This window comes from Lacinutrix sp. WUR7 (assembly GCF_016864015.1).
In the GTDB taxonomy this organism is placed as follows: Bacteria; Bacteroidota; Bacteroidia; order Flavobacteriales; family Flavobacteriaceae; genus Oceanihabitans.
Window position 1 is genome coordinate 2016336 of the sequence record NZ_CP045067.1, and the last position, 22360, is coordinate 2038695.

At 29.7% G+C, this 22360-nt stretch carries 15 protein-coding genes; 11 read left to right on the forward strand and 4 right to left on the reverse strand.

The features are described from left to right. Positions 1-2: 2 nt before the first annotated feature. The 8 genes from FG167_RS08825 to FG167_RS08860 all read left to right on the forward strand — a co-directional run bounded on the left by FG167_RS08825 (position 3) and on the right by FG167_RS08860 (position 10235). Positions 3-209 carry a hypothetical protein gene (locus FG167_RS08825; protein WP_203457957.1) on the forward strand — a complete coding sequence of 69 codons (207 nt, stop codon included), beginning with the start codon at positions 3-5 and terminating at the stop codon, positions 207-209. A 64-nt stretch (positions 210-273) separates the two neighbouring features. Continuing rightward, the gene (locus FG167_RS08830) at positions 274-1137 is read left to right on the forward strand and encodes a DUF6371 domain-containing protein (RefSeq protein ID WP_203457958.1); all 864 of its coding nucleotides are present in this window, start codon (positions 274-276) and stop codon (positions 1135-1137) included. A gap of 95 nt (positions 1138-1232) precedes the next feature. Further along, complete coding sequence (locus FG167_RS08835; RefSeq protein WP_203457959.1) at positions 1233-4301, forward strand: type I restriction endonuclease subunit R; 3069 nt, start codon at positions 1233-1235, stop codon at positions 4299-4301. A 10-nt stretch (positions 4302-4311) separates the two neighbouring features. Then, positions 4312-5937 carry a class I SAM-dependent DNA methyltransferase gene (locus FG167_RS08840; protein ID WP_203457960.1) on the forward strand — a complete coding sequence of 542 codons (1626 nt, stop codon included), beginning with the start codon at positions 4312-4314 and terminating at the stop codon, positions 5935-5937. After that, positions 5937-7277 (forward strand): restriction endonuclease subunit S, encoded by a 1341-nt coding sequence (locus FG167_RS08845; RefSeq protein WP_203457961.1) that lies wholly within the window; start codon positions 5937-5939, stop codon positions 7275-7277. Before FG167_RS08840 ends, FG167_RS08845 begins: the two co-directional genes overlap by 1 nt. Next, the gene (locus tag FG167_RS08850; RefSeq protein WP_203457962.1) at positions 7270-7899 is read left to right on the forward strand and encodes a DUF4062 domain-containing protein; all 630 of its coding nucleotides are present in this window, start codon (positions 7270-7272) and stop codon (positions 7897-7899) included. Before FG167_RS08845 ends, FG167_RS08850 begins: the two co-directional genes overlap by 8 nt. Beyond that, positions 7889-9328 carry an RNA-binding domain-containing protein gene (locus FG167_RS08855; protein WP_203457963.1) on the forward strand — a complete coding sequence of 480 codons (1440 nt, stop codon included), beginning with the start codon at positions 7889-7891 and terminating at the stop codon, positions 9326-9328. The genes FG167_RS08850 and FG167_RS08855 overlap by 11 nt, the downstream gene beginning before the upstream one ends. A gap of 1 nt (position 9329) precedes the next feature. Then, positions 9330-10235, forward strand: a complete 906-nt coding sequence (locus tag FG167_RS08860) for a DUF5655 domain-containing protein (RefSeq protein ID WP_203457964.1) — start codon at positions 9330-9332, stop codon at positions 10233-10235. A gap of 603 nt (positions 10236-10838) precedes the next feature. Here FG167_RS08860 and FG167_RS08865 read toward each other — a convergent pair. The 4 genes from FG167_RS08865 to FG167_RS08880 form a co-directional block, all read right to left on the reverse strand. Then, positions 10839-15359 (reverse strand): CARDB domain-containing protein, encoded by a 4521-nt coding sequence (locus tag FG167_RS08865; RefSeq protein WP_203457965.1) that lies wholly within the window; start codon positions 15357-15359, stop codon positions 10839-10841. Next, positions 15356-16225, reverse strand: coding sequence for a hypothetical protein (locus FG167_RS08870; protein ID WP_203457966.1), 870 nt, complete (start codon positions 16223-16225; stop codon positions 15356-15358). Before FG167_RS08870 ends, FG167_RS08865 begins: the two co-directional genes overlap by 4 nt. Positions 16226-16252: 27 nt before the next feature. Beyond that, positions 16253-16525 carry a hypothetical protein gene (locus FG167_RS08875; RefSeq protein WP_203457967.1) on the reverse strand — a complete coding sequence of 91 codons (273 nt, stop codon included), beginning with the start codon at positions 16523-16525 and terminating at the stop codon, positions 16253-16255. A 683-nt stretch (positions 16526-17208) separates the two neighbouring features. Continuing rightward, positions 17209-18213, reverse strand: a complete 1005-nt coding sequence (locus FG167_RS08880; protein ID WP_203457968.1) for an IS30 family transposase — start codon at positions 18211-18213, stop codon at positions 17209-17211. 547 nt (positions 18214-18760) lie between these two features. Here FG167_RS08880 and FG167_RS08885 point away from each other — a divergent pair. The 3 genes from FG167_RS08885 (at position 18761) to FG167_RS08895 (ending at position 22359) form a co-directional block, all read left to right on the forward strand. Further along, the gene (locus tag FG167_RS08885; RefSeq protein ID WP_203457969.1) at positions 18761-19216 is read left to right on the forward strand and encodes a hypothetical protein; all 456 of its coding nucleotides are present in this window, start codon (positions 18761-18763) and stop codon (positions 19214-19216) included. Between the two features lie 291 nt (positions 19217-19507). Beyond that, positions 19508-20806 carry a hypothetical protein gene (locus FG167_RS08890; protein ID WP_203457970.1) on the forward strand — a complete coding sequence of 433 codons (1299 nt, stop codon included), beginning with the start codon at positions 19508-19510 and terminating at the stop codon, positions 20804-20806. A gap of 92 nt (positions 20807-20898) precedes the next feature. After that, complete coding sequence (locus tag FG167_RS08895; RefSeq protein ID WP_203457971.1) at positions 20899-22359, forward strand: gliding motility-associated C-terminal domain-containing protein; 1461 nt, start codon at positions 20899-20901, stop codon at positions 22357-22359. Position 22360 lies beyond the last annotated feature (1 nt).

Sequence of the window (22360 nt, forward strand, 5' to 3'; positions counted from 1 at the left end):
TAATGACCGCTAATGATGTATATAACGTAGCTAAAGCGCTTTCTAGTGAAGAGCTTACTAAGCTGTGCAATATGCTCAATAGCAATGTTAAGAATAAAAAAGAAGTAAACAAACAGACTAGGAAAAGAATAATTCTACCAGAATTCACCAAAGATGATGCTATTAAATACTTAATAGAAAATCATTTTAGTAAAAAACGAGAAGCATAAAATAACCTCGTACATATCGTATATAAAAACTTATACGAATTATACGAGGTATATAAATATTTAAATGAAAGATAAGTATAAATATATATTAGATACATCTAGCAAAAAGTATCATTGCCCAAATTGTAATAAAAAAACGTTTGTTCGTTTTATGGATTCTGAAACAAAACAATATATAAACAATATAGATGGTAGGTGTGACAGGGAAAGTAAATGTGGCTATTTTAAAAAGCCTAACGTAAATAAACGTATCACATCTATAGTTAGCAATTGTAATACAAAACGTATTACGCCTACGTATCACAATGAAAATGTAATATCAACCTATGGCAAAGATTATAAACGTAATCATTTTGTTACTTACTTGTTGAAACATTTTGTTCCGTTTGATGTAAAAAACGCCATAAAGAAATATTTTATAGGTACTACAAGTCATTGGAGTGGCGCTACAGTTTTCTGGCAAGTAGATCAAAACATGAAAGTGAAAGCAGGTAAAATAATGTTATATGATTGTAATACAGGAAAACGTGTAAAAAAACCGTTTAATCATATTAGTTGGATGCATAAAAAACCGCAATTAAACGGTTTTGTATTACAACAATGCTTGTTTGGTTTACATAATCTATGCGATTATAATAAAGGAGATACTCTATGCATAGTAGAATCTGAGAAAACCGCAATTATTATGAGTATGGTATTTCCTTCAAATTTATGGTTGGCTACAGGAAGTAAATCTAATTTCAAAGAAGAAATATTACAACCAGTAAAAGAATTTAAAATTATAGCTTATCCAGATAAATCAGAGTATCAAAATTGGCTTAATAAATCTAAATCAATGATGGGGAATGGATTCAATATTAGTTGTAGTAGCTTATTAGAAGGTTTAGATTTAGAAGAGGGTAGCGATTTGGTTGATTTTTTGTTTTGATTAAGTGTAATGTAAATATGTGGAGTAGCAGTGTTAAACCAATATTTTATTATATTTTTATAGTTCCCTTAGAGCTTAATCAATCAAAAAACTAAATGAAATTCAACGAAGATTCAAGAGTCAAAATACCATCAATATTACATCTTACAAGATTAGGGTACAAATATTTATCGTTAAAGGGAGCAGTTTGGAATGAAGAAACAAACATATTTACAGATATATTTATTGATAGCATCCAGAAAATCAATCACGATTTAGATAAAGACGAAGCTAAAAGACTATTAAGTGATGTTTCATTACTATTAGATAATGAAGATTTAGGAAAAGCGTTCTATGAGAGATTAAGTCAAAAAACGGGACATAAGATTATTGATTTCGAAAACTTTGAAAACAATACATTTAATGTAGTTACAGAACTAACTTATAAAAACGGAGACGAAGAGTTTAGACCAGATATAATTCTTTTAGTTAATGGTTTGCCTTTAGTTTTTATAGAAGTTAAGAAGCCGAATAATAGAGAAGGTATTATTGCCGAACGAAATAGAATAAACAAAAGATTCCAAAATAAAAAGTTTAGACGTTTTGTAAACATTACACAGTTAATGGTATTCTCTAATAATATGGAATACGATAGTGATGATGTAGATACAGTTCAAGGTGTATTTTATGCTTCACCATCATATCACAAACCAATATTTAATTATTTCAGAGAAGAAGAAACGTTTGATTTAGAAAGTCTTTTATTACCTGAAAATGATGCTACAGAAAACGAAGTTTTAAAAGATAACAACTTAGTTATTATTAAACATTCACCAGAGTTTTTAACCAATAAAGATTCCAATACACCAACAAATAGAGTCTCTACTTCTTTATTCTCTAAAGATAGATTGTCTTTTGTGCTACAGTATGCAATAGCTTATGTAAATGAAAGCTCAGGCTTACAAAAACACATAATGCGTTATCCGCAATTATTTGCAACAAAAGCAATAGAGAATAAATTAAATGAAGGCATAAGAAAAGGAATTATTTGGCACACACAAGGAAGTGGAAAAACAGCATTAACATATTACAATGTTAAGTTTCTGACAGACTATTATCAAAAACAAAATGTAATACCAAAATTCTATTTTATAGTAGATAGATTAGATTTATTAATTCAAGCGAAAAGAGAATTTACAAGCAGAGGTTTAACCGTTCATATTGTTAATTCACGTACCGAGTTTGTAGCAGATATTAAATCTAAAGCAGCATTACATAACGAAAGAGGAAACGCAGAAATTACAGTAGTTAATATTCAAAAGTTTTCAGATGATGCTAAAATAGTAACAGAACAAGATTACGATATTAATATTCAACGTGTTTATTTTTTAGACGAAGTACACCGTAGTTATAATCCTGAAGGTAGTTTTTTAGCAAATTTAGAACAGTCAGATAAAAATGCTATTAAAATTGGATTAACCGGTACACCATTATTAGGTACAGAGTATAATTCTAAAACCTTGTTTGGTGATTATATTCATAAATATTATTACAACGCATCTATTGCAGATGGTTATACACTAAAACTAATTAGAGAAGAAATAGCATCTAATTATAAAATGGTTTTAGAACAAGCCTTAAAGGAAATTAAAGTATTACAAGGTGATGTTCCTAAAAAGAAAATCTATGCAGATGCACGATTTGCAGAACCAATGTTAGATTACATTGTTGAAGATTTTGAAAGTTTTAGATTAATGAATAACGATGCATCAGTTGGTGCAATGGTAGTTTGTGACAGTTCAGATCAAGCTAAAATGTTATTTGAGATATTCAATAATAAATATAGAGATAGTGATGCTATTGTTTTAGACAAAGTAGCAGAAGAAAGAGAATCTTACGGAGATAAAAAAAGAGAAAGCTATAAGGTTAAAAAAGCAGCTTTAATTCTTCACGACATAGGTACTAAAGAAGAACGAAAACAAGAAGTAGAAGATTTTAAAGATGGTAAAATAGATTTTCTTTTTGTTTACAATATGTTATTAACTGGTTTCGATGCTAAAAGGCTAAAGAAATTATACATAGGTCGTTTAATTAAGAAGCACAATCTATTACAAACATTAACCAGAGTAAACAGAACATATAAAGATTATAAATATGGTTTTGTAGTTGATTTTGCAGATATTAAAGCAGAGTTTGATAAAACCAATAAAGACTATTTTGAAGAACTTCAAGAGGTTTTAGGTGATGAAATGGAGCATTACTCTAACATCTTTAAATCTAAAGAAGAAATACAAGAAGAAATAGCAGATATAAAAGAGATATTATTTCATTATGATACTTTAAACGCTGAAAATTTCTCACAACAAATTTCTCAAATATCAGACCGTAAAAAAATGTTAGGTTTAGTAAAGGCTTTAGGTAATGCTAAAAGTCTGTACAATCTAATTCGTTTATTCGGGCATTATGAGTTGTTAGAAAAAGTAGATTTTAAAAAGCTTTCAGTATTATATAGAGAAGCTAATAATCACTTGCAATTACTAAATCAAAAGGAAGCATTAGAAAACAATATAGATACTACCAATCTATTAAATGTAGCTTTAGAAGATGTTATTTTTATGTTTAACAAAGTTGGGGAAGAAGAACTAATATTAGCAGACCAACTAAAAGATACACTTCGTAAAACAAGAGAAGAATTAGCAAGTAATTTTGATAAAAAAGACCCTGAATTTGTAAGTTTGTATGATGAATTAGAGCGTTTGTTTAAGAAGAAGAAATTAAACGAAGTAACGCAAGAAGATATGAAAGCTAATATTGGAGCGTTAAAAGAAATTCACGCAAAAATATTAGAGTTAAATAGACAAAATAAACTACTACAAGTTAAATATGATAACGACCCTAAATACTGTCGTATACATAAACGTTTAGTAGAAAAAGGTGGTTTAACAAAAAGAGAAAGCCAATTATTTGAAGCCTTACAATCTGTTAAAAGTGAAGCAGATTTACAAGTAATACAAAATAGTCGTTTACTTCAAAATGAGGGCTATTTAGATAAAATGATGATTAAATTGGTAATTAATCAATTTGTAAAACAAAACAATATTAAATTAAATCCAGAGACTTCTAAATTCATTAATAATTTAGTAGTGCAAGAATATACTAACGAATTTCACGGGCGTACAGCTTAGATAAAAATAAATGACAGCAACAGTACAATTTCAAACAGAAGTAAAAAACCTAATAGACAGCCTTAAAGGTATTTGTTCTAATTATGGTTTAGGTAATGATGGAGACGAATATAAAATCATAACACAAGTATTTCTATATAAGTTTTTAAACGACAAATTTGCTTACGAAGTAAAACAATTAAATCCTGAATTAGCGAAAGCTAAAAAATGGCAAAAAGCAATTGAAGCATTACCTGATGAAGATTATGAAATGCTAACCTTGCAGTTAAATGCAGACACAGCAGTATTGCAACCGCAACATTTTATTTCGCATTTATTCGATATACAAAACAAACCAGATTTTGCTAAAACGTTTGATGATACTTTAATGGATATTGCCATTCAAAATAATGACATCTTCTCAGTAAAAACAACAGGAGGTTCTAAAGAACCTTTATTTGAGCGTATTAGTGAAATTGTAGAAACAGCAGAACGTAATGCGTTTTGTAAGGCAATTGTAAACCAATTAGTAGATTTTAGTTTCGAGCATATTTTTAATGAAAAGTACGACTTCTATGCTACTATTTTTGAATACTTAATAAAAGACTATAATAACGATAGTGGTGGTACGTATGCGGAATATTACACGCCTCACGCAGTAGCTAAAATTATGGCTTCTATAATGGTAACGGAAGATAATATTCAAGATGTTACTTGTTATGATCCAAGTGCAGGATCAGGAACGCTTTTAATGAATTTAGCGCACGCTATTGGTGAAGATAAATGTACTATTTACTCACAAGATGTTTCTAAAAAATCATCCAAATTATTACGTTTAAATTTAATCTTAAACAACTTAGTACACTCATTACAAAATGTAGTACGTGGTAATACTATTTTATCGCCTTATCATAAAGATGATAATAACGAATTACAAAAGTTTGACTATATCGTATCAAACCCACCTTTTAAGTTAGATTTTAGCGAGTATAGAGACGATTTAGATAGTAAAGAAAATAATGAACGCTTTTTTGCAGGTATTCCAAATATTCCAAAAAGTAAAAAGAGTAGTATGTCTATTTATAGTCTGTTTTTACAACACATTATGCATAGCTTAACAAAAACAGGAAAAGCAGCTATTGTAGTGCCTACTGGTTTTATTACTGCGCAATCAGGTATCGATAAAAAGATTAGAGAAAAAATGGTGGAAAGCAAAATGTTAGCAGGTGTGGTAAGTATGCCATCTAATATTTTTGCAACTACAGGTACAAACGTTTCTATTGTCTTTTTAGATAAAACAAATACCGATGATGTAGTTTTAATTGATGGATCTAATTTAGGAACAAAAATAAAAGAGGGTAAAAATCAGAAAACAGTATTATCGGAAGCTGAAGAACAACAAATTATTGACATTTTTAATAATAAAGAAGTTATTGAAGATGTATCTGTAATTGTATCGTATGATGATATAAAAACGAAAAACTACTCTTTAAGTGCAGGTCAATATTTTGAAGTTAAAATTGAGTATATAAATATTAATGTTAATGAATTTGATTCTAAAATAAAAAACTTTGAAAGTAACTTGAACCAATTATTTTTTGAAAATAAAACTTTGGAAGCTGAAATTCAGAATAATCTTAAAAACTTATCACTTTAATGGAGTTAGTTGAGCTTAGGTCTGTTGCTGATGTTATTACAGGATTCCCTTTTAAAAGTAAGTTTTATGGGGGTAAAGGTATAAGAACAGTAAGGGGGGAAAATATTACTGAAGGTAAATTAAGATGGGATTCTATAAAATGTTGGAATGAACCATTTGATAAGAAAGAATATTATAGTCTGAAAGAAAATGATATTGTTATTGGAATGGATGGTTCAAAGGTTGGTAAAAATAAAGCTAGAATAAAAAAAAATGATTTACCGTTATTGTTAGCTCAGCGTGTTGCTTGTGTAAGAGCAAAAAAACATTATGACCAAGTTTTCCTTTTTTATTGCATTAATAATCCAAGACTTGAAGATTATGTAGCTAGAATACAAACTGGTTCTTCAGTTCCTCATATTAGTAAAACACAAATTGAAAATTTTCAAATACCATATCTAGAATTATCGACACAAAAACAAATAGCCAAAGTTTTGTCTGATTTAGATTATAAAATAGAAATAAACAACAAAATCAATACAGAGTTAGAAGCAATGGCAAAACTTATTTACGAGTATTGGTTTGTACAATTTGATTTTCCAGATGCTAACGGTAAACCACATAAAGCTTCAGGAGGTAAAATGGTTTATAATAAGAAACTGAAAAAAGAAATACCTGAAGGTTGGCAAGATAAAACCATTGCAGATTGGATAGAAAAAGATAAAAGTGGAGATTGGGGTAAAGAATCAGCACAAGGTAATTATACAGAACAAGTCTCTTGTATTCGTGGTGCAGATATTAATGGTTTAAATGGTAATGGTGTAGTAAAAGCACCAGAGCGTTTTATTTTAGAAAAAAACACACATAAATTATTAGAAGAAGGAGATTTAATTATTGAAATGTCTGGAGGTAGTCCAACGCAGTCTACAGGTAGAATGGCTTTTATAACACAAGAAACTTTAGAGCGTTTTGAGAATCCATTAATCTGTTCTAATTTCTGTAAAGCAGTTACTTTAAAAGACGAAATCTATTTATATAATTTCGTGTACCAATGGCAAAGGTTATATGATGCTGGAGTATTATTTGGTTGGGAAGGAAAAACAAGTGGTATTAAAAACTTATTGTTTGAGAGCTTTGTTACTAATTATAACACAGTTTTTCCTAAAAAAGACATCGTAGAAAAGTTTTACCAAAAAATAAAACCAATACACGCTAAAAAACAAAAGAACCTAAGAGAAAACCAAAAATTAGCAGATTTAAGAGATTGGTTATTACCAATGCTAATGAATGGTCAAGTAACGGTTAAAGAAGCGAAAGAACTTATTAATCAAGCAGCAGAACCACAAGAGAATTATGGCTAAAAAGAAGAAAGACATAAAAATTATGGTAGGTTCTACTGTTTATGGTTTTGAAGACCAACTATCCCAAATAGTAGCGCAATTACAACAATTAGATTATACTGTTTTAAATTCTCATAATGGTAGTATAAAAGTAAATCCTAAATTATCTAATTTAGAAAATTGTCTTAAAGCTGTAGAAGAATGTGATTTGTTTTTAGGGATTATACGACCTTATTATGGTACAGGAAATATTGGAGATAAAAACATAACCTTTGAAGAAATTAAAAAAGCGATTGAACTAAAGAAGCCATATTGGTTTTTAGTTCACAGAGATGTTACGTTTGGTCGTTTATTACGTGGTAAATTACGTCTTAAAAAAGGAGATGCAATTATTGCAAAAGATGATGATAAATACAACGATCTTTCTATAATTGTAGATAAGAATAAATTTTTTGATGAACGGACTATTGAAATATATGAGTACGTTATAGAAAATCATATTCCAGTAACATTACGAAATGGTAATTGGGCACAAGAGTTTTATCGTTTAGATGAAATGCTAACTTATATTATTACTCAGTTTTCAGATAAAAGTTTTGTTGAAGGTATAATTAATGAAATACAAGAGGCGGATGGAGAATAGTTTTATTATAAATAACTTATTACAGAAAGAAGAGAGTGTACGTTTAGAGTTTAAAACGAATGCGCATATAACTACTATTGCCAAAACTATAACCGCTTTTATTAATACAGAAGGTGGTGATTTATTAATTGGTGTTGCTGATAATAAACAAATAATTGGTGTAAATAATGCTCAAAGGTTAAGAAATAGAATACAACATCAATTAATTGATACTATTAGACCTAATGCACCGATTTCATCGCAAGTAATAAGATATAAAGGTAAAGACCTTGTGTTAATAAGTGTTTGGGAAGGAGCAAATAAACCATATCAATACAAAGGTCAGATTTTTACTCGTGAAAATGACAGAACTAAACTATCAAGTCAAGATATACTAAAAGAACTAATTAGTGAGCGTAAAGCAGCAGATTTTCATTGGGAAAGACGTTCGGTTTTAGGTGCTTCTCTTTCAGATTTAGATAAAGATGAAATAAACAAAACTATTGAATATTATAAAGATTTTAAATCTGATGTTTATTTTGAAGATGAAGAAGATTTTCTAATTCAAATGGGATTAATGCAAAACGGTCATTATACGAACGCTTGTATTGTGCTGTTTGCAAAATCACCTATGCTATTTATTCCGCAGTCTAAAATAAGAATTACAGTATATCCATCAGATAGTACAGGAGATAGATTTTTAAACGACCGTATTTTTGATGATAATTTATTTAATAACATAACTGGTGTATTAAGTTTTTTAGATGCAACTTTTGGTAAAAGTATTAGTGTTGATGGTATTCATAGAAAAGAAAAATTAAACTATCCTTTATTAGCTTTAAGAGAAGGTTTACTAAATGCAATGGTGCATAGAGATTATAATTCTGTTAATGGTTTTTTACAAATCTCAATTTTTTCTGATAGAACAGAAATTGCTAATTATGGTGGTTTGCCAGAAGGTATTACATTAAGAGATTTAAGAAGAGAACATAATTCTATACTACGTAATCCAGATATTGCTAAAATATGTTTTATAAGAAGGTATATTGAAATGCTTGGAAGTGGTACTTTAAGAATGATTAATGATTGTAAAAATAATAAGTTTAAAACACCTTCTTGGAAACAAAATAATAATATTACTACAGTTGTTTTTCCGGAACTTAAAGTAACTCTTAAAAATAGTGAGGGTATAAGTGAGGGTATAGGTGAGGGTATAAAAAGTAGACTAAAAGAAGTTTTTAAAGATGAAAGTGAGGGTATAAAAAATGAGCTTATTACTATTTATGAACTTATTGATTCTACTTCTGGTTTAAAAACCAAAGATATTGCTGCTGTTATAGATAAAGGGTTATCTACTACAGAGCGTTATCTTAAAAAATTGAAAGATGGAAGTTTTGTTGAATATGTAGGTTCTCTAAAAACAGGTAGTTATACAATTAAGAATAATTAAGATGATCTTATATAACTTAAAATCAAAAGAATTAATTAGTGTTTTAAAAGAAAAGCCATTTAAATTAGAAAGAGAGATACAATCACTTTTTGAAAATAATTTAAATGAGTTAATGGATTTACAATTAGTAAAATCTGAGTTCTCTATTAAAAACAAACGTATAGATACTTTAGCTTACGATACGCAGTCTAATGCATTCATTATAATTGAATATAAGAGAAGTAAAAATATAAGTGTAGTAGATCAAGGATTTACATATTTAAGTTTAATGCTTGAAAACAAAGCGGATTTTATAGTTGAGTATAACGAAACTTTAAAACAAAATTTAAAGCGTACAGATGTAGATTGGAGTCAAACAAGAGTAGTATTTGTTTCTACAAGTTTTACCGAAAATCAAAGAACAGCAACAAACTTTAAGGATATAGCTATTGAGTTGTGGGAAGTTAAACGCTATGAAAACAATTTAATTAGTGTAAACCAAATAAAGAAAAGTAAATCTGCTGAAAGTATTAAGCCAATTACATCAAGTAATACGAAGTTAGATAATATCACTAAAGAAATTAAAGTTTATTCAGAAGAAGACCACACATTAAATAAGTCTGATGGTGCTGTAGAGTTATATGAAACTTTTAGAGATTCTATTTTAAATTTCAAAGAAGACATAGAAATAATACCACGTAAGAAAAGAATTGCGTTTATAGGTAACCGAATTATTTGCGATATTTTAATTCAAAAAAGCGGTATAAAGCTATGGGTAAACTTAAAAAGTGGTGAGCTCGATGATCCTAAAAACTTAATGCGTGATGTTTCTAATATTGGTCATTGGGGAAATGGAGATTATGAGTTGGTTATTAAGGATACTGAGAACTTAGAATATATTATGAGTTTAATAAAACAGGCTATTTAAATGTAACTTATTTTTTCATTTGGTTATAATAAAAATAAGCTTAAACCTTTTTAATTGATGTAAGGATACAAATTAGTAAAATCCTATTCTTTATTAGTAGGTAAAAAATCCTCGTTTTTTATAAAAGTGACGTTGGCGTAAAACATGTAAAAACGTGTTTTAATAATTTTACAGCCATTTATATTATAAATTAAACGGTAATTAAACGGTAATTAAACGGGAAAACATTGTTTTAAGCATTGTATTACACTTTTTAAGTATTGTTGTAATACGGTTTGTTAAAAGACGTAATACAATTAAAATAGTTTAAAATTGCCATTACCTTAAGTGATTTTCAAATAGGGTATTGCTGAATTTGCAGTAATTGTACATTAAAGTGTTGATAGTAAGTAATCAATGAAAATAATAAAGCTAGTAAAAGTTTTTTTATTGTTTATAACCCTTTGGCTTATAAGGGTGTTCGTGTTGAGCCAATTATAGTTCAATTTTGGAGGCGAATTAATTAGAATAACATCTTTTATATTAAAAGTGAATAAAATAAAGACACAAAAAAACCAGAATGAAAATGTCTGGTTTTTAAGTAAAATTGTATGTTGGAATAAATTATTCTTTAATGATCTTAAATTCTTTCGTTTTATTATCATCTGTCTTTATATTTAAAAAGTACATACCATTAGAAAATGAACTTGTATTTATTTCTAAAACTTGTTTGTTTTCAAATTCATAATTCATGACTTTTTGACCTAACACGTTATGAATCTTGATATTAACCTTAGAATGATTTTCTCCAAGATTAATCGTTAAAATATCTTTAACAGGATTAGGGTATATTTTAATATGATTGTTTAATTCATTATCAATTATTCCTAAAGTATCATCTGTAATTGTAATAGGAATACATTCAAGATTATTATTTTCATTGCTTTCTACAATAATATCTTCAGCATCCGCAACAAAAAGGATATAATAATTTCCAATACTTATATCACTAGGTATTGTTACATTTTCATACTCAAACTCAGAAGGGTCATCACTACCAATACCTGATGGGTCATCTTCAAGATAATAATCGTTGCTATCTAAAATGCAATCTGTTGATAGGTAGTAATATACTCTAGGACTACTAATTTCTGTATCTGTTTGATATCCTGTATAGTTCTGAAAAACAGAAATATAAATTTGGTCTCCTAAATTTGCTTCAGTAACATCTACAAAAGGATAACTTAATGTAACATCTTGGTAGTTAGAATTTGCTGAAAACAAATTAAATTCAACACATGAAATATTGTTGTTTTCATTGGTCTCATAAACTCCATTTTCCACATCTACTCTAGTAATAATATAATAAGTTCCAGGATTTAAATTATTTGGTAGTTCTATGGACTCAGTAACATCATTAACTGGTAAGTCAGACCCTAGACTAATACCATCATCACTTACTAATATATCATCGTTACTCAAAACGCAATCAGTAGATAAGAAATAGAAAACCTCTATACTTGGTAAATCTGCATTAAGTTGAATTCCAGAATAATTCATATTAGCAAAAACCTCAACTTCACTGCCTATCATCACATTATAAGGATTACATGTTTCATCTGTAATAAAAATATCTCCTTCTGGTGTACTTGTGCCATTTATTGTTATTTCAACACACGCAACATTATTATTTTCTAAAGAACCTTCATTAATTAGATTTTCACTATCTGCTACAAAAAGAATGTAATACGTGCCAGAAGGTGTTGCTGGTGGAATAGTTAGAATATTATCTTCATCAATATTTGGATTATTTATGCCTAGGTTAGAAGTGTCATCATCTAAAAACACATCCTCTGCATAGCTAAAATTACAATCCGTTGAGAGGAAATACCCTAAAGTTAATGTAGGTAAATCACTTGAGGTTTGATTACCCAGATAAATATGGTTTGCAGCTACATTAATAGTACCTCCTGCATTAACATTTGTTTGCGTTACAGATTCATTTAAGATAGTTACATCATCTGTATTAGAACTAGCAAGTGCAATAGTCACTCTGTCATCATCATAATTATTGTTTTCATTTGGTTCATTAATTTGATTATCACTATCAGCAAAAACAATTAAATCATAAGTTCCAGCAGAAGGAATATAAGTTGGCAAATCGAATTCTTCAAATACGGTTTCGTCTTCATCAACATCCAATCCATTAAAAGTAAATGTTCCCATGAGTTCATTAGTGTCTGGATCACCATCATCATCAATATCAAGAAACACTAATACTTCAAAATCATTAACATCTTCTGTACCTTCGTTCTCAATAAGAATTTCTAGTTCGACTTCTTGACCTGGAACAAGGTCTATATCTGGAACAGCTCTTACCCTTCTCACATCTAAATCAGGTCCGTTTTGCACTACATCACCTATTTGTATTGGATAGAAATCTAGATTGTTATTTTCATTACTTTCATTAATTATATCTACTGGGTCTGGGTCTGTTACAAGATAGTATTGACCATCAACTACATTAGGTATTGATATTTCAGTTGAAAGAGAAATGGTTTCATTTGGAGCAATTGTTTGTGGAATTAGTTCACTTCCCATATTATCATCTGAACCATTCAAGATAGTATCCGTAGATAAATATATATTAGGAGTTAACCAAAATTGAGTAGCTTCATCTCCATTATTAGTAACAGTATAATCAATAGTAATAGTATCCCCAACATCTGGATTATTATTACTTGTACCTGTTATATTACTTACTAAATCTATACCATTAGTATTGGTTTCTTGATGTGTTACACAAATTTTAAAAGTGTCAGTACTTGGAGGAGAACCTTGGTAGTTCCATTCAAAAACTCTTATGTAATACGTTTGTCCTATAGTTAAACCATTCCATGTTTCACTTACAGAAGACGGAGCTCCAATTGGGTCGTAACAACCAATATAGTTGCTAGAACCAGATGAACATGATGTTCGTAATTCAATCACTGCATCAAAATTACTAGCGTAATTTCCAACTGTAACAGTATGACTTGTAGCTATTGCTGTAAATTTATAATACACATCATAATCGTCAGGAGATTCACATTCACAACCTAAACAGCTATTTGCTCCAACTGAAGGTGTAGCATCTTCTACAGTTCCATTTGTATAATTACAACTAGTGTTACTTGTTAAAGTTGTAGCATTATTACAATCGTCATTTGGTGGTGGATTACCACCAGTAGTGCCATCAACTGTTATGGTTACTTGGTCTGTGTCTGTACAACCGTTTTCTGTAACCGTTAATGTGTATATTGTTGTTTGCGATGGCGTTGCAGTTGGCGTACAACTATTTGGATTACTTAATCCTGTTGATGGCGACCATGAACAGCTTGTGCCTCCTGAGCCTTGTAATGTTGTTGATTCTCCGTTTTGAATGGTTACGTTAGAACCTGCATTTGCGGTAACACTACACCTAGATGAATTGAGTTTATGAGAACGGTCTTCAATTAAAGTATTGTTAGAACTAGCTTGACGTCCAGAACTATTTGGTATAGGATGTTCGCTTAATATTTCAATTTGATTAGTACCCAAAATGCTATTCCCATTAATATCTTCACCTTGGAATACCAAATCTGTTTCATTTATTGTGCCTGTATAAAACATAGACAGACCCCAACTTTTTCCATCTGGTGAGCCCACCATATTTGTAAAACCAGTGGATGGGTCGTCTACTTTGACTCTAACAAATAACATTGGTTCACTTGCTGTAACTACTAAATCAAATTGGTCACCTGGATTAATTTGATATTGAGCTTCAACACCTGTTAACTCTAGCCCATTACTTTGAGAATTTAATTCCCAACCTTTGTTATAAACTTCCTGTGCACTAAAAGTAACTTCAACATTCTTGATATGTGGATTAAAATTATCAATGATTATAGGAGCCTCTTCTGAAAAATGCTCTTGGTCTTGTACATCTGTTAAGACTGCTCTTAAATGATAATTTCCGTCAGGATATCTTGCTAAGTTGCTTAATTGAGCATCTTGTCCGCCGTTTGTTACTCTTGGAATGAACTGTGTGAAATAGTAATCATCGTAGCTACCTGAACCGTATGCTTTTGGTTCAACTCCTGTATTAGTCCAATTACCAAGATATTGACTTCCACTACCACCTACATTACTAGGTATTGGTGTGCTACCGTTACCACCATACGATATTTCTGCCCAATTATTAACACCCTGTATTATTGAATAGTTACCATCACTGGGTTTTAATTCCAATTCAATTAGTTCTGGGTCAAAAACACAATATAGATATCTCTGCTGACTTGAGCTATTTAATATAGTGCCAGGATTTGCAAATGTAACTTTTGCTTTAATAGGGTAGTTATTGTTACCTCTGACATTAGAAAAAGTAGAACCGTTTTGGCTCTCTAAACTTATGCTGTAACCTCCGTTAAAAAAAGGATTGTTTTGATAATTAAATTCGGCTAATACATTATCAGAATTTACATCACTCCATAGACTTCCGTTAGTAGGTGTAAAGCTTTGAGTTTTTTGAATATGTAAATGTGTATGATAACTAACTTCTTGACCGTTACTGTTTATGTAAGAACCTGAATTACCAATAGGAGCTATAATATCATTGGGTATTACTGAATTAGTGGTTGTATAAGGATTACCCAAAAAGTTAAAATTATCCCCACCAATTTCAGCAAAAGCTTTTCCATATGGTGTGATAATTGCATACTTTGGATTTGTCGAACTATTATAGTTGACAAAATAGAAGCCATTTACACTAAATGTTGAGTCATTTATATTATTAGGACAATCACCTGAATTACCAGAGAAAATATGTCTGTAACCAATACCATTTGAAAAAAGTATACTTTTTAAACCAGTTGAACCACACTCAATTTTTTCAACAGTGCTGGTGAAATCTACTACAAATGGAATTCCGTAGCTATTGTCATTTACATCAAGCCCACCATGGAAATTATGATTACTTGCTCTTGGGCCATAGTCAGATGTGATATCTTGAAATTGAAAATACTTGTACTCTGAATCTGAATAATAACGTTGACTTATTTCATTTGCTGATTGCCCTAAAACAAAAAGTTGTAAGAAAAAAAAGCCTAATGTTGTTAGATTTTTCATTTGTTAATTTTTTTTGTAGATATAACATTTTGGCTGTCATTATCTAGTATATTTATTATTCCATTATTTATCTTTATTGTGGATTTATTTAATTCAGCTTTTTCAGTCCAAATTATTTTCTTTTGTTTTAAATCAATTAGTTTAATATTTTCTAGATGCTTATTATCAATGGCTAATAATAAATAATCTTTAGTTGGAAAAATTCCATATACATTTTCAGAATATTTGAAACTTTCCAAACCTTTAATATTATCTAGTGAATTTATTTTTGTTCTTAAATCTAACAGAGCAGGTTTATATTCATTGTAATCATCATTTAAATCAGCTTTCGTAAGCTGAATTCCATATAAATACTTTAAGTCATCGGAAATTGATTTTGCAATGAACCTAGTTTTATTTAACTCGATAGCAGAGACTTCAAGCCCATTAAGATTTAAAATTTTTATTGTTGTTAAAAAATCAAAATCATCAACCTTTTTTTCAGTTGCATAGTAGCTTACGAGAATATAACTGGGTTTATAATCAAGTTTGTTGGGAGTATTAATATTTGTAAGACTTTTTAAAACATTATATTTATAATTGCTTTCATAAGGATTATTCTCTTTCAAATTATAGACACTAATGAGTTCATCATTTTCATAGAACATTATCTCATTTTTTTGAAAATCATATTCCTGTTTATTTGTGATTTTATGGTCTTCAATTGATGATTCATTGATTTCTGAATTAATATCATTATTTTCAATAATCATCTCTTTTATATTATCGGTTTTCTTTTGATTATAAATATATTCTTGCACCCTAAAATACCCGCCAACAAAAATTAGCAATAGAACTCCAACAATTAAAAAATATTTTTTCTTCATAATTTTATACAACTTAAAATTAGATAATTAACAACTAAATATAGCCTGATACATATATCCATTGATTAAACCTTTGGGTATTTGATTTTTTCTTGATAATTCTATCAACTCCTTTAAAAGGATTAAATCCTCTTTAAGATCATAATCTTCATTGGTGGTATCTATTAATTCTAATATTAGATGGATTCTTTTAAGTTCTATTTCTTCAACTAATAAATCAGTTTTTATTTTTTTAGTCTTTTCATTTTGGCCAAAAGAAAAACAAGAATAGAAAAATAGAAAAAGCAGTAAAAGTCTCATAAGCAATTAATTAATTCCTAAATATAAATGTTAAAATTTTAACAATCAAGACTTGTAGGTGAAAAATTCTAATTTAGTATTCTTATGTAATTTGAAATAATCTTCATATTAAATGATGTCATTTTCAATTTACAAGTTTCATAAAAGTAAATGCCAATACTTTTATTTTTATAATTATCGATTTTTAAAAACGCTAATTATAAACTATATGTGGAGAAAATTCATGTAATACAATTTATTTCATTTTGTATTACAAATTATTATATATTTGACTTTTATTATTAATCAGAGTACACGATTCCGTACACGATTTTAATAGTGAGACAGCTAATAGGAGTAAAATTCGGTGTTATATCAAACTCATAACCCGAAGGTCACTGGTTCGAGTCCAGTTCCCGCTACTAAGAAAGCCAGATACGAAAGTGTCTGGCTTTTATGTTTTAGATACGGCATCACGCTATTTTACTAGCGTATGGTATATAAGGATCAATTCCGTGGTATTTCGCTTAAAGATTCGTGTTTTGTTGCATGGGCAAGTGAAATCATGTTGGTTTTTTATCTAAAAAAGGCATGTAGGGAGCTTATCTAATAGCTATATTATTTTTTAAATACAAAGTAATACGCGGATACATCGCTGCATTCAAGGTTCTAACGCAACAAACGTTGCTTTTTTTTAGTTTATACTAAGCTACATTTTTTAGTTCAAAATCCATAATTTCTTGAGGAGTTTTATAACCTATTATTTTCCGAGGTCTATTGTTAAGTTTTTCTTGAATACTCATTAGTGATTTTTCATCAATTTGATTGAAGTCAGTTCCTTTAGGAAGGTATCTTCTAATAAGTCCATTTGTATTTTCATTAGTTCCTCTTTCCCAGGAAGAATATGGATGGGCAAAGTAAATTTTCATGCCAGTATTTTGTGTTATTTTTTCGTGTTTTGCCATTTCAATTCCGTTATCGTATGTCATTGTTTTCTTAAATAATTGATTTAATAGGTTTAGTTTTTTCGAAAATATTTTTGCTACTTCATCTGATTTTCTGCTATTAAGTTTTATTATAATAGTGTATCTAGACTTTCTTTCAACAATGGTTTCAATAGCACTCTTTTGATTCTTACCAATCATTAAATCTCCTTCCCAATGACCAATTTCTTCTCTTAGTTCAATGTGTTTGGGCCTTAGATCTATACTGACTTGGTTGATTATTTTACTTCCTGTTCGGCGTCTTTTTTTAGGGGTTCTTCGTCTAGTTTTTTTGCGTACAAGAAGCTTAATTAGTTTTTTGTTTAAACTAGCTTGAGGACGTGTATAAATGTGTCTGTAAATAGCTTCATGTGAAATTGTCATTATGGGATCATTAGGATAATCTTGTTTGATTTTACCAGCTATTTGCTCAGGAGTCCAATTTGATAAAAGACCTTTATATACAAAGAATCTTAAAAGAGAGTAGGTGCTTATTTTGTCAAGATTTCTTTTGTTTAAGTAGTCCTCTTTAGCACACCAATGTGCCAAATGAGCTTCGTATTTATCGTACTTATTTTGTACCCACTTATTGACTTCTCGAGAGATTGTAGATCGCGATCGATTTAGTCTTTTAGCTATGTAAGCTTTAGTGTTGTTTTCGTTTAAAAGAGTCTCTATTTGAATTCTCTCCTTTAAGGTAAGTCGTTTATGTTTTTTTACTTCCATTGTAACAAATCTATAAATTTAGATTTGTTGCGTTAAGTTATTGAATTCGGAATCTTACAGGCTTATGCAACATAACTGGTTCATGTATAGCCGTTCTATTTTATAAAATAATAAACAGCTACTTTAGGAAATATATATAGCTAAATTTGAAAAATAAAGCAATGCTGTATATGGAAAAATAAGTCTTAAATTTCATTCTTCTTATAGTCCCATAATAGGATTTTTTCTGTAGGCTAAATCGCTCAATTATTAGCCGTTTAGCATGCAAAAAACGTCTTTTATCGTTATAATTGGATTTTTTTTTACTTTTTTTAAGTTTTTTTTTTACTAAAAATAGTTGCTGTTTTTTTTTTTCTTCCAGATGCTCTAAAAGTCAGTGATAGCTTTAACTTAGATGCTTTTTTACAATGTGCTTTGTTTCGTTTTTAGATACAAATTACAGATGGAAATCTCCTATTATATGAGGTTAAATAAAAATTTAGGGTTGTGCATTTTGATTATTTGCCTAGATTTGTTGCATAATTTTAATTATTAAAGATTTACAAATATGAAGCTTAAACTTGTTTTTTTTAGTGTTATTTTTTTATTAATTACTGGAGTAGGAACAGCTCAAAATAGAACTGGAGCTCCAAAGAGTATTATTAATAAAGATGTTGCGATCTCTAAATATCATGATCTTAAAGAGTTAGAGGATATGCAAAAAGGGAAATTATTAGAGTTATATACCGAACGAATGGAAATCATTATTAAACTATTGCCATCCATCGCTTTCGGGATTAAACCAGGTATTACAATGTCTAGTTTTGGTATTCCAGATTCTAAAGAAAATAGAAGTGCATTGGAGGATCATCATGAGGCTACTGCAAGTTTTTTCGCAAATACTATTGCCTTTCAGAGTAGAATTTTGCCATATTCCGATAAAGCTAATTTAATAGCAGCTATTTTGTTTTATGAACAAGTTTTGAAGTCCCTGCATATTTACGGACAGGAAAATAAGTTCTAAATGGATTACAAAAAAGGAGGAATTACTTGAAAATAATTAGAGACGTAAGAAAAAGAGTGCAATGTGATTTTATTTTTTTACCATTACTTTCTCGATTTAGTTTATAAATATTCTTTGAAAGCCCGACTAACAGTCGTTTTATTATGTAAAAAGCTGTTAATTGGGCTTTTCTATTTTTTCTATTTTCATTTTGCTTCTTGCATTTAATCGATAATATTTGCATTACGTGGAATTTCTTTCTAGATTTACCATCTTAATTAACCTACTTTGAATTATTAAATATTTTTCGTTATGAAACATTTACCCAAAATCGTATCAATATTTCTTTTGTTTATTGGTAGTGCCCTTGCACAGCAAGAAAAAGGAATCATAGGCAATAACAATTGGTTAAGTTCTTGGACAGAATTTAGACCTGACCTTGTGGAATATAATGAGGCTAACGAAATTCTTACAGGAATTATTTCAACAGATACAAAATTACTAAAGCGAAATACCTATATGTTATTAGGTGATGTTTTTGTTACAGATGGTGCTGTGTTAACTATTGAGCCAGGTACTGTTATTATTGGTGATTTTAAAACCAAAGGATCTTTAACTATTACTAAAGGAGCTACCATAATCGCTAACGGTCTAGAAACAGATCCTATTATTTTTACCTCCAATAGAAGTGTGAAAAAAGCTGGAGATTGGGGAGGGATAATTATTCTTGGAGATGCACCAATTAATACATACGGCAATGGCGCTTTAACGGGCTACAATTTTGCGACAGATGCTTCTATAGATATTAGCTATGGAGGAGAAAATATAGAAAGTAATGCTGGAATTTTACGATATGTAAGAATAGAATATGCAGGTAAAAGAACAAGAGACGGTGATAATTTTAATGCATTGCTATTAGCCGGTGTGGGTACCGAAACAACTATTGATAATGTGATGGTAAGCTATTCTGCAGGTAATTCGTTTGATGTATATGGAGGAGAACTATACTTAGAAAAATTGGTTTCCTATAAATCCAATCGTATCGACTATAACCTTAATTATGGAACGCAGTGTAATTTATTCAATTCGTTAGCAGTTCGATCTTCTTATGTTTCTAGTTCTAAAGGGTCCAGATGTCTCAATATTGCATCCTACGACAAAGGAGAGGATGTTAGTTTTGTTAAACAGGAAACTGCAGTAACGGCATTAAATTTAACATTGGTGAATGTAAGTGATGATTTAGATTACGAAATTAAATTAAACCTTGTAAAGGAAGCTGTTTTTATAGGTAATGATGCATCTCTTAGTATGAAAGAGAGCGTAATATCTGGTTTTAGTCCTGCCGTTTTAATCGATAATAGCGTTCGTGTTAATAACGAAAATTTAAAGAAAATAATTTTTCAGAAAATGTATTTCAATAATTGTAACGGAAATATTTTTAAAGAGTACAATAATAACAATGAAGATTTAGAAAACTGGTATGGTAACAGTAGCTTTTTTAATGTGTATTCTAAAGGTCTTGATTCGGAAACATTTATTGATATTAAAAATGAAAATAGACTAGACTTTAGACTTCGTATTAATAAAATTCTTGCATCTAATATTGATTAGAATTCAACAATATAATATGGCCGTCTTAAATGCGGAAGCATGACGTTTAAATAAGCTTATACTTTTGGTATTTGTCTTTAATAAGTAAGTGTATGATGAAAATTACTTTTATACGTAAATTATTTTTAGGATTATGCATTAGTGTTTTTTTAGTTTCTCAAAAAATAAATGCACAAATTGTAATTGGGACTCCAAATTTAGGATTCAGCCAAGCATGTGCAAATGCGTCTTTTAATTCCTATAATGTCAATTTTGTCTTTTCACATAGTGCTCCATTAGATGCATCCAATCAATTCAACATATTATTGTCCGATGCTAACGGTGATTTTACTAACGAAACCGTTATTATTCCAACGAATGCAGGGACAATAACTTCTTCTCCTGCAGTTTTAAATTTTTTATTACCAACCAATCTCGCTGGTGAAGGATATAAAATAAAAATAAGAAGTACGGCTCCCGTTGCAACTAGCTCTAGATCTGTTGCATTTGCCGCATATTATAAAATTCAAGACGAACCATTTACCATTAATAATTTAATAGATACTGCGATTTTTTGTGTTGGCGGAAGCTATTTGTTAACCATTGATAATCCAGGAACAGGAACTAACGATTCGCCACTAAATTATCCTTCTTTATCCTTTAAATGGTATAAAGAAACTAGTATGACAACATCTGTTTTTGTTGCCGATGGCCCTAGTTTATCTGTAAATAGTCCTGGAACTTATTTTGTAGAAACCAATTATGGTTCTTGTACTTCTAGTTCCTATTCGAATAGAGTACAGGTTTCCGAAGCAACTTCAAGCATAAATGCTACAATTATCTCCAGCTTAGGTAATCCGTATTGCCCAAGTATTACACCAACCATTTTAAGTACAACAAATGGGGAAACGTATCAATGGTACCAGGATGGAAACCTTATTTCTGGAGCCACCAACCAAATATATGCAACTACAGAATCCGGATTATTTGAAGTTCGTGTAGATTTAGGTGGTTGTGTCGCAATGGGTAGTATCGATTTAATAAGCGAACAGTTTTCAAGTAGTATCAATGTTTTTGAGGAAAACACTATAGAATCAGACGAAACTTTAGAAGTTATTATCACTTCATCTGCAACAAATCCAGAATACCAATGGTTTTTTAATGATGTGCTTATTACAGACGCTTTAGCAGATACTTATGAAGCTAGCCAAGAAGGAAATTATAAAGTAATCATTACCGAAACTACAGGTTGTCAAGCTTCAAAAGAATACCATTTTACTGTAATTCAAGCAGAAGACCCATTTCCAGATGTTGCCAAAATTCCAAATTTAGTTAGTCCTAATGGGGATGGAGCAAACGATACTTGGGTAATTCCAAATGCATATGTAAGTGGTACAAATACCGAAATAGTTATCATGGATTCCTACGGAAAAATAGTTTTTAAAACCAAGGACTATCAAAATAATTGGCCAGAAAGTGAATTGCCTTTTAATGCCGTAAATGCCGTGTATTATTATGTGATTATGACAGAAGATAAAAACACGAAAAACGGATCTATAACAATAGTTAAATAGT

Coding starts and splice junctions, on each gene's coding strand:
- FG167_RS08825 (WP_203457957.1), top strand. CDS start 3: ATGACCGCTAATGATGTATATAACGTAGCTAAAGCGCTTTCTAGTGAA.
- FG167_RS08830 (WP_203457958.1), top strand. CDS start 274: ATGAAAGATAAGTATAAATATATATTAGATACATCTAGCAAAAAGTAT.
- FG167_RS08835 (WP_203457959.1), top strand. CDS start 1,233: ATGAAATTCAACGAAGATTCAAGAGTCAAAATACCATCAATATTACAT.
- FG167_RS08840 (WP_203457960.1), top strand. CDS start 4,312: ATGACAGCAACAGTACAATTTCAAACAGAAGTAAAAAACCTAATAGAC.
- FG167_RS08845 (WP_203457961.1), top strand. CDS start 5,937: ATGGAGTTAGTTGAGCTTAGGTCTGTTGCTGATGTTATTACAGGATTC.
- FG167_RS08850 (WP_203457962.1), top strand. CDS start 7,270: ATGGCTAAAAAGAAGAAAGACATAAAAATTATGGTAGGTTCTACTGTT.
- FG167_RS08855 (WP_203457963.1), top strand. CDS start 7,889: ATGGAGAATAGTTTTATTATAAATAACTTATTACAGAAAGAAGAGAGT.
- FG167_RS08860 (WP_203457964.1), top strand. CDS start 9,330: ATGATCTTATATAACTTAAAATCAAAAGAATTAATTAGTGTTTTAAAA.
- FG167_RS08865 (WP_203457965.1), bottom strand. CDS start 15,359: ATGAAAAATCTAACAACATTAGGCTTTTTTTTCTTACAACTTTTTGTT.
- FG167_RS08870 (WP_203457966.1), bottom strand. CDS start 16,225: ATGAAGAAAAAATATTTTTTAATTGTTGGAGTTCTATTGCTAATTTTT.
- FG167_RS08875 (WP_203457967.1), bottom strand. CDS start 16,525: ATGAGACTTTTACTGCTTTTTCTATTTTTCTATTCTTGTTTTTCTTTT.
- FG167_RS08880 (WP_203457968.1), bottom strand. CDS start 18,213: ATGGAAGTAAAAAAACATAAACGACTTACCTTAAAGGAGAGAATTCAA.
- FG167_RS08885 (WP_203457969.1), top strand. CDS start 18,761: ATGAAGCTTAAACTTGTTTTTTTTAGTGTTATTTTTTTATTAATTACT.
- FG167_RS08890 (WP_203457970.1), top strand. CDS start 19,508: ATGAAACATTTACCCAAAATCGTATCAATATTTCTTTTGTTTATTGGT.
- FG167_RS08895 (WP_203457971.1), top strand. CDS start 20,899: ATGATGAAAATTACTTTTATACGTAAATTATTTTTAGGATTATGCATT.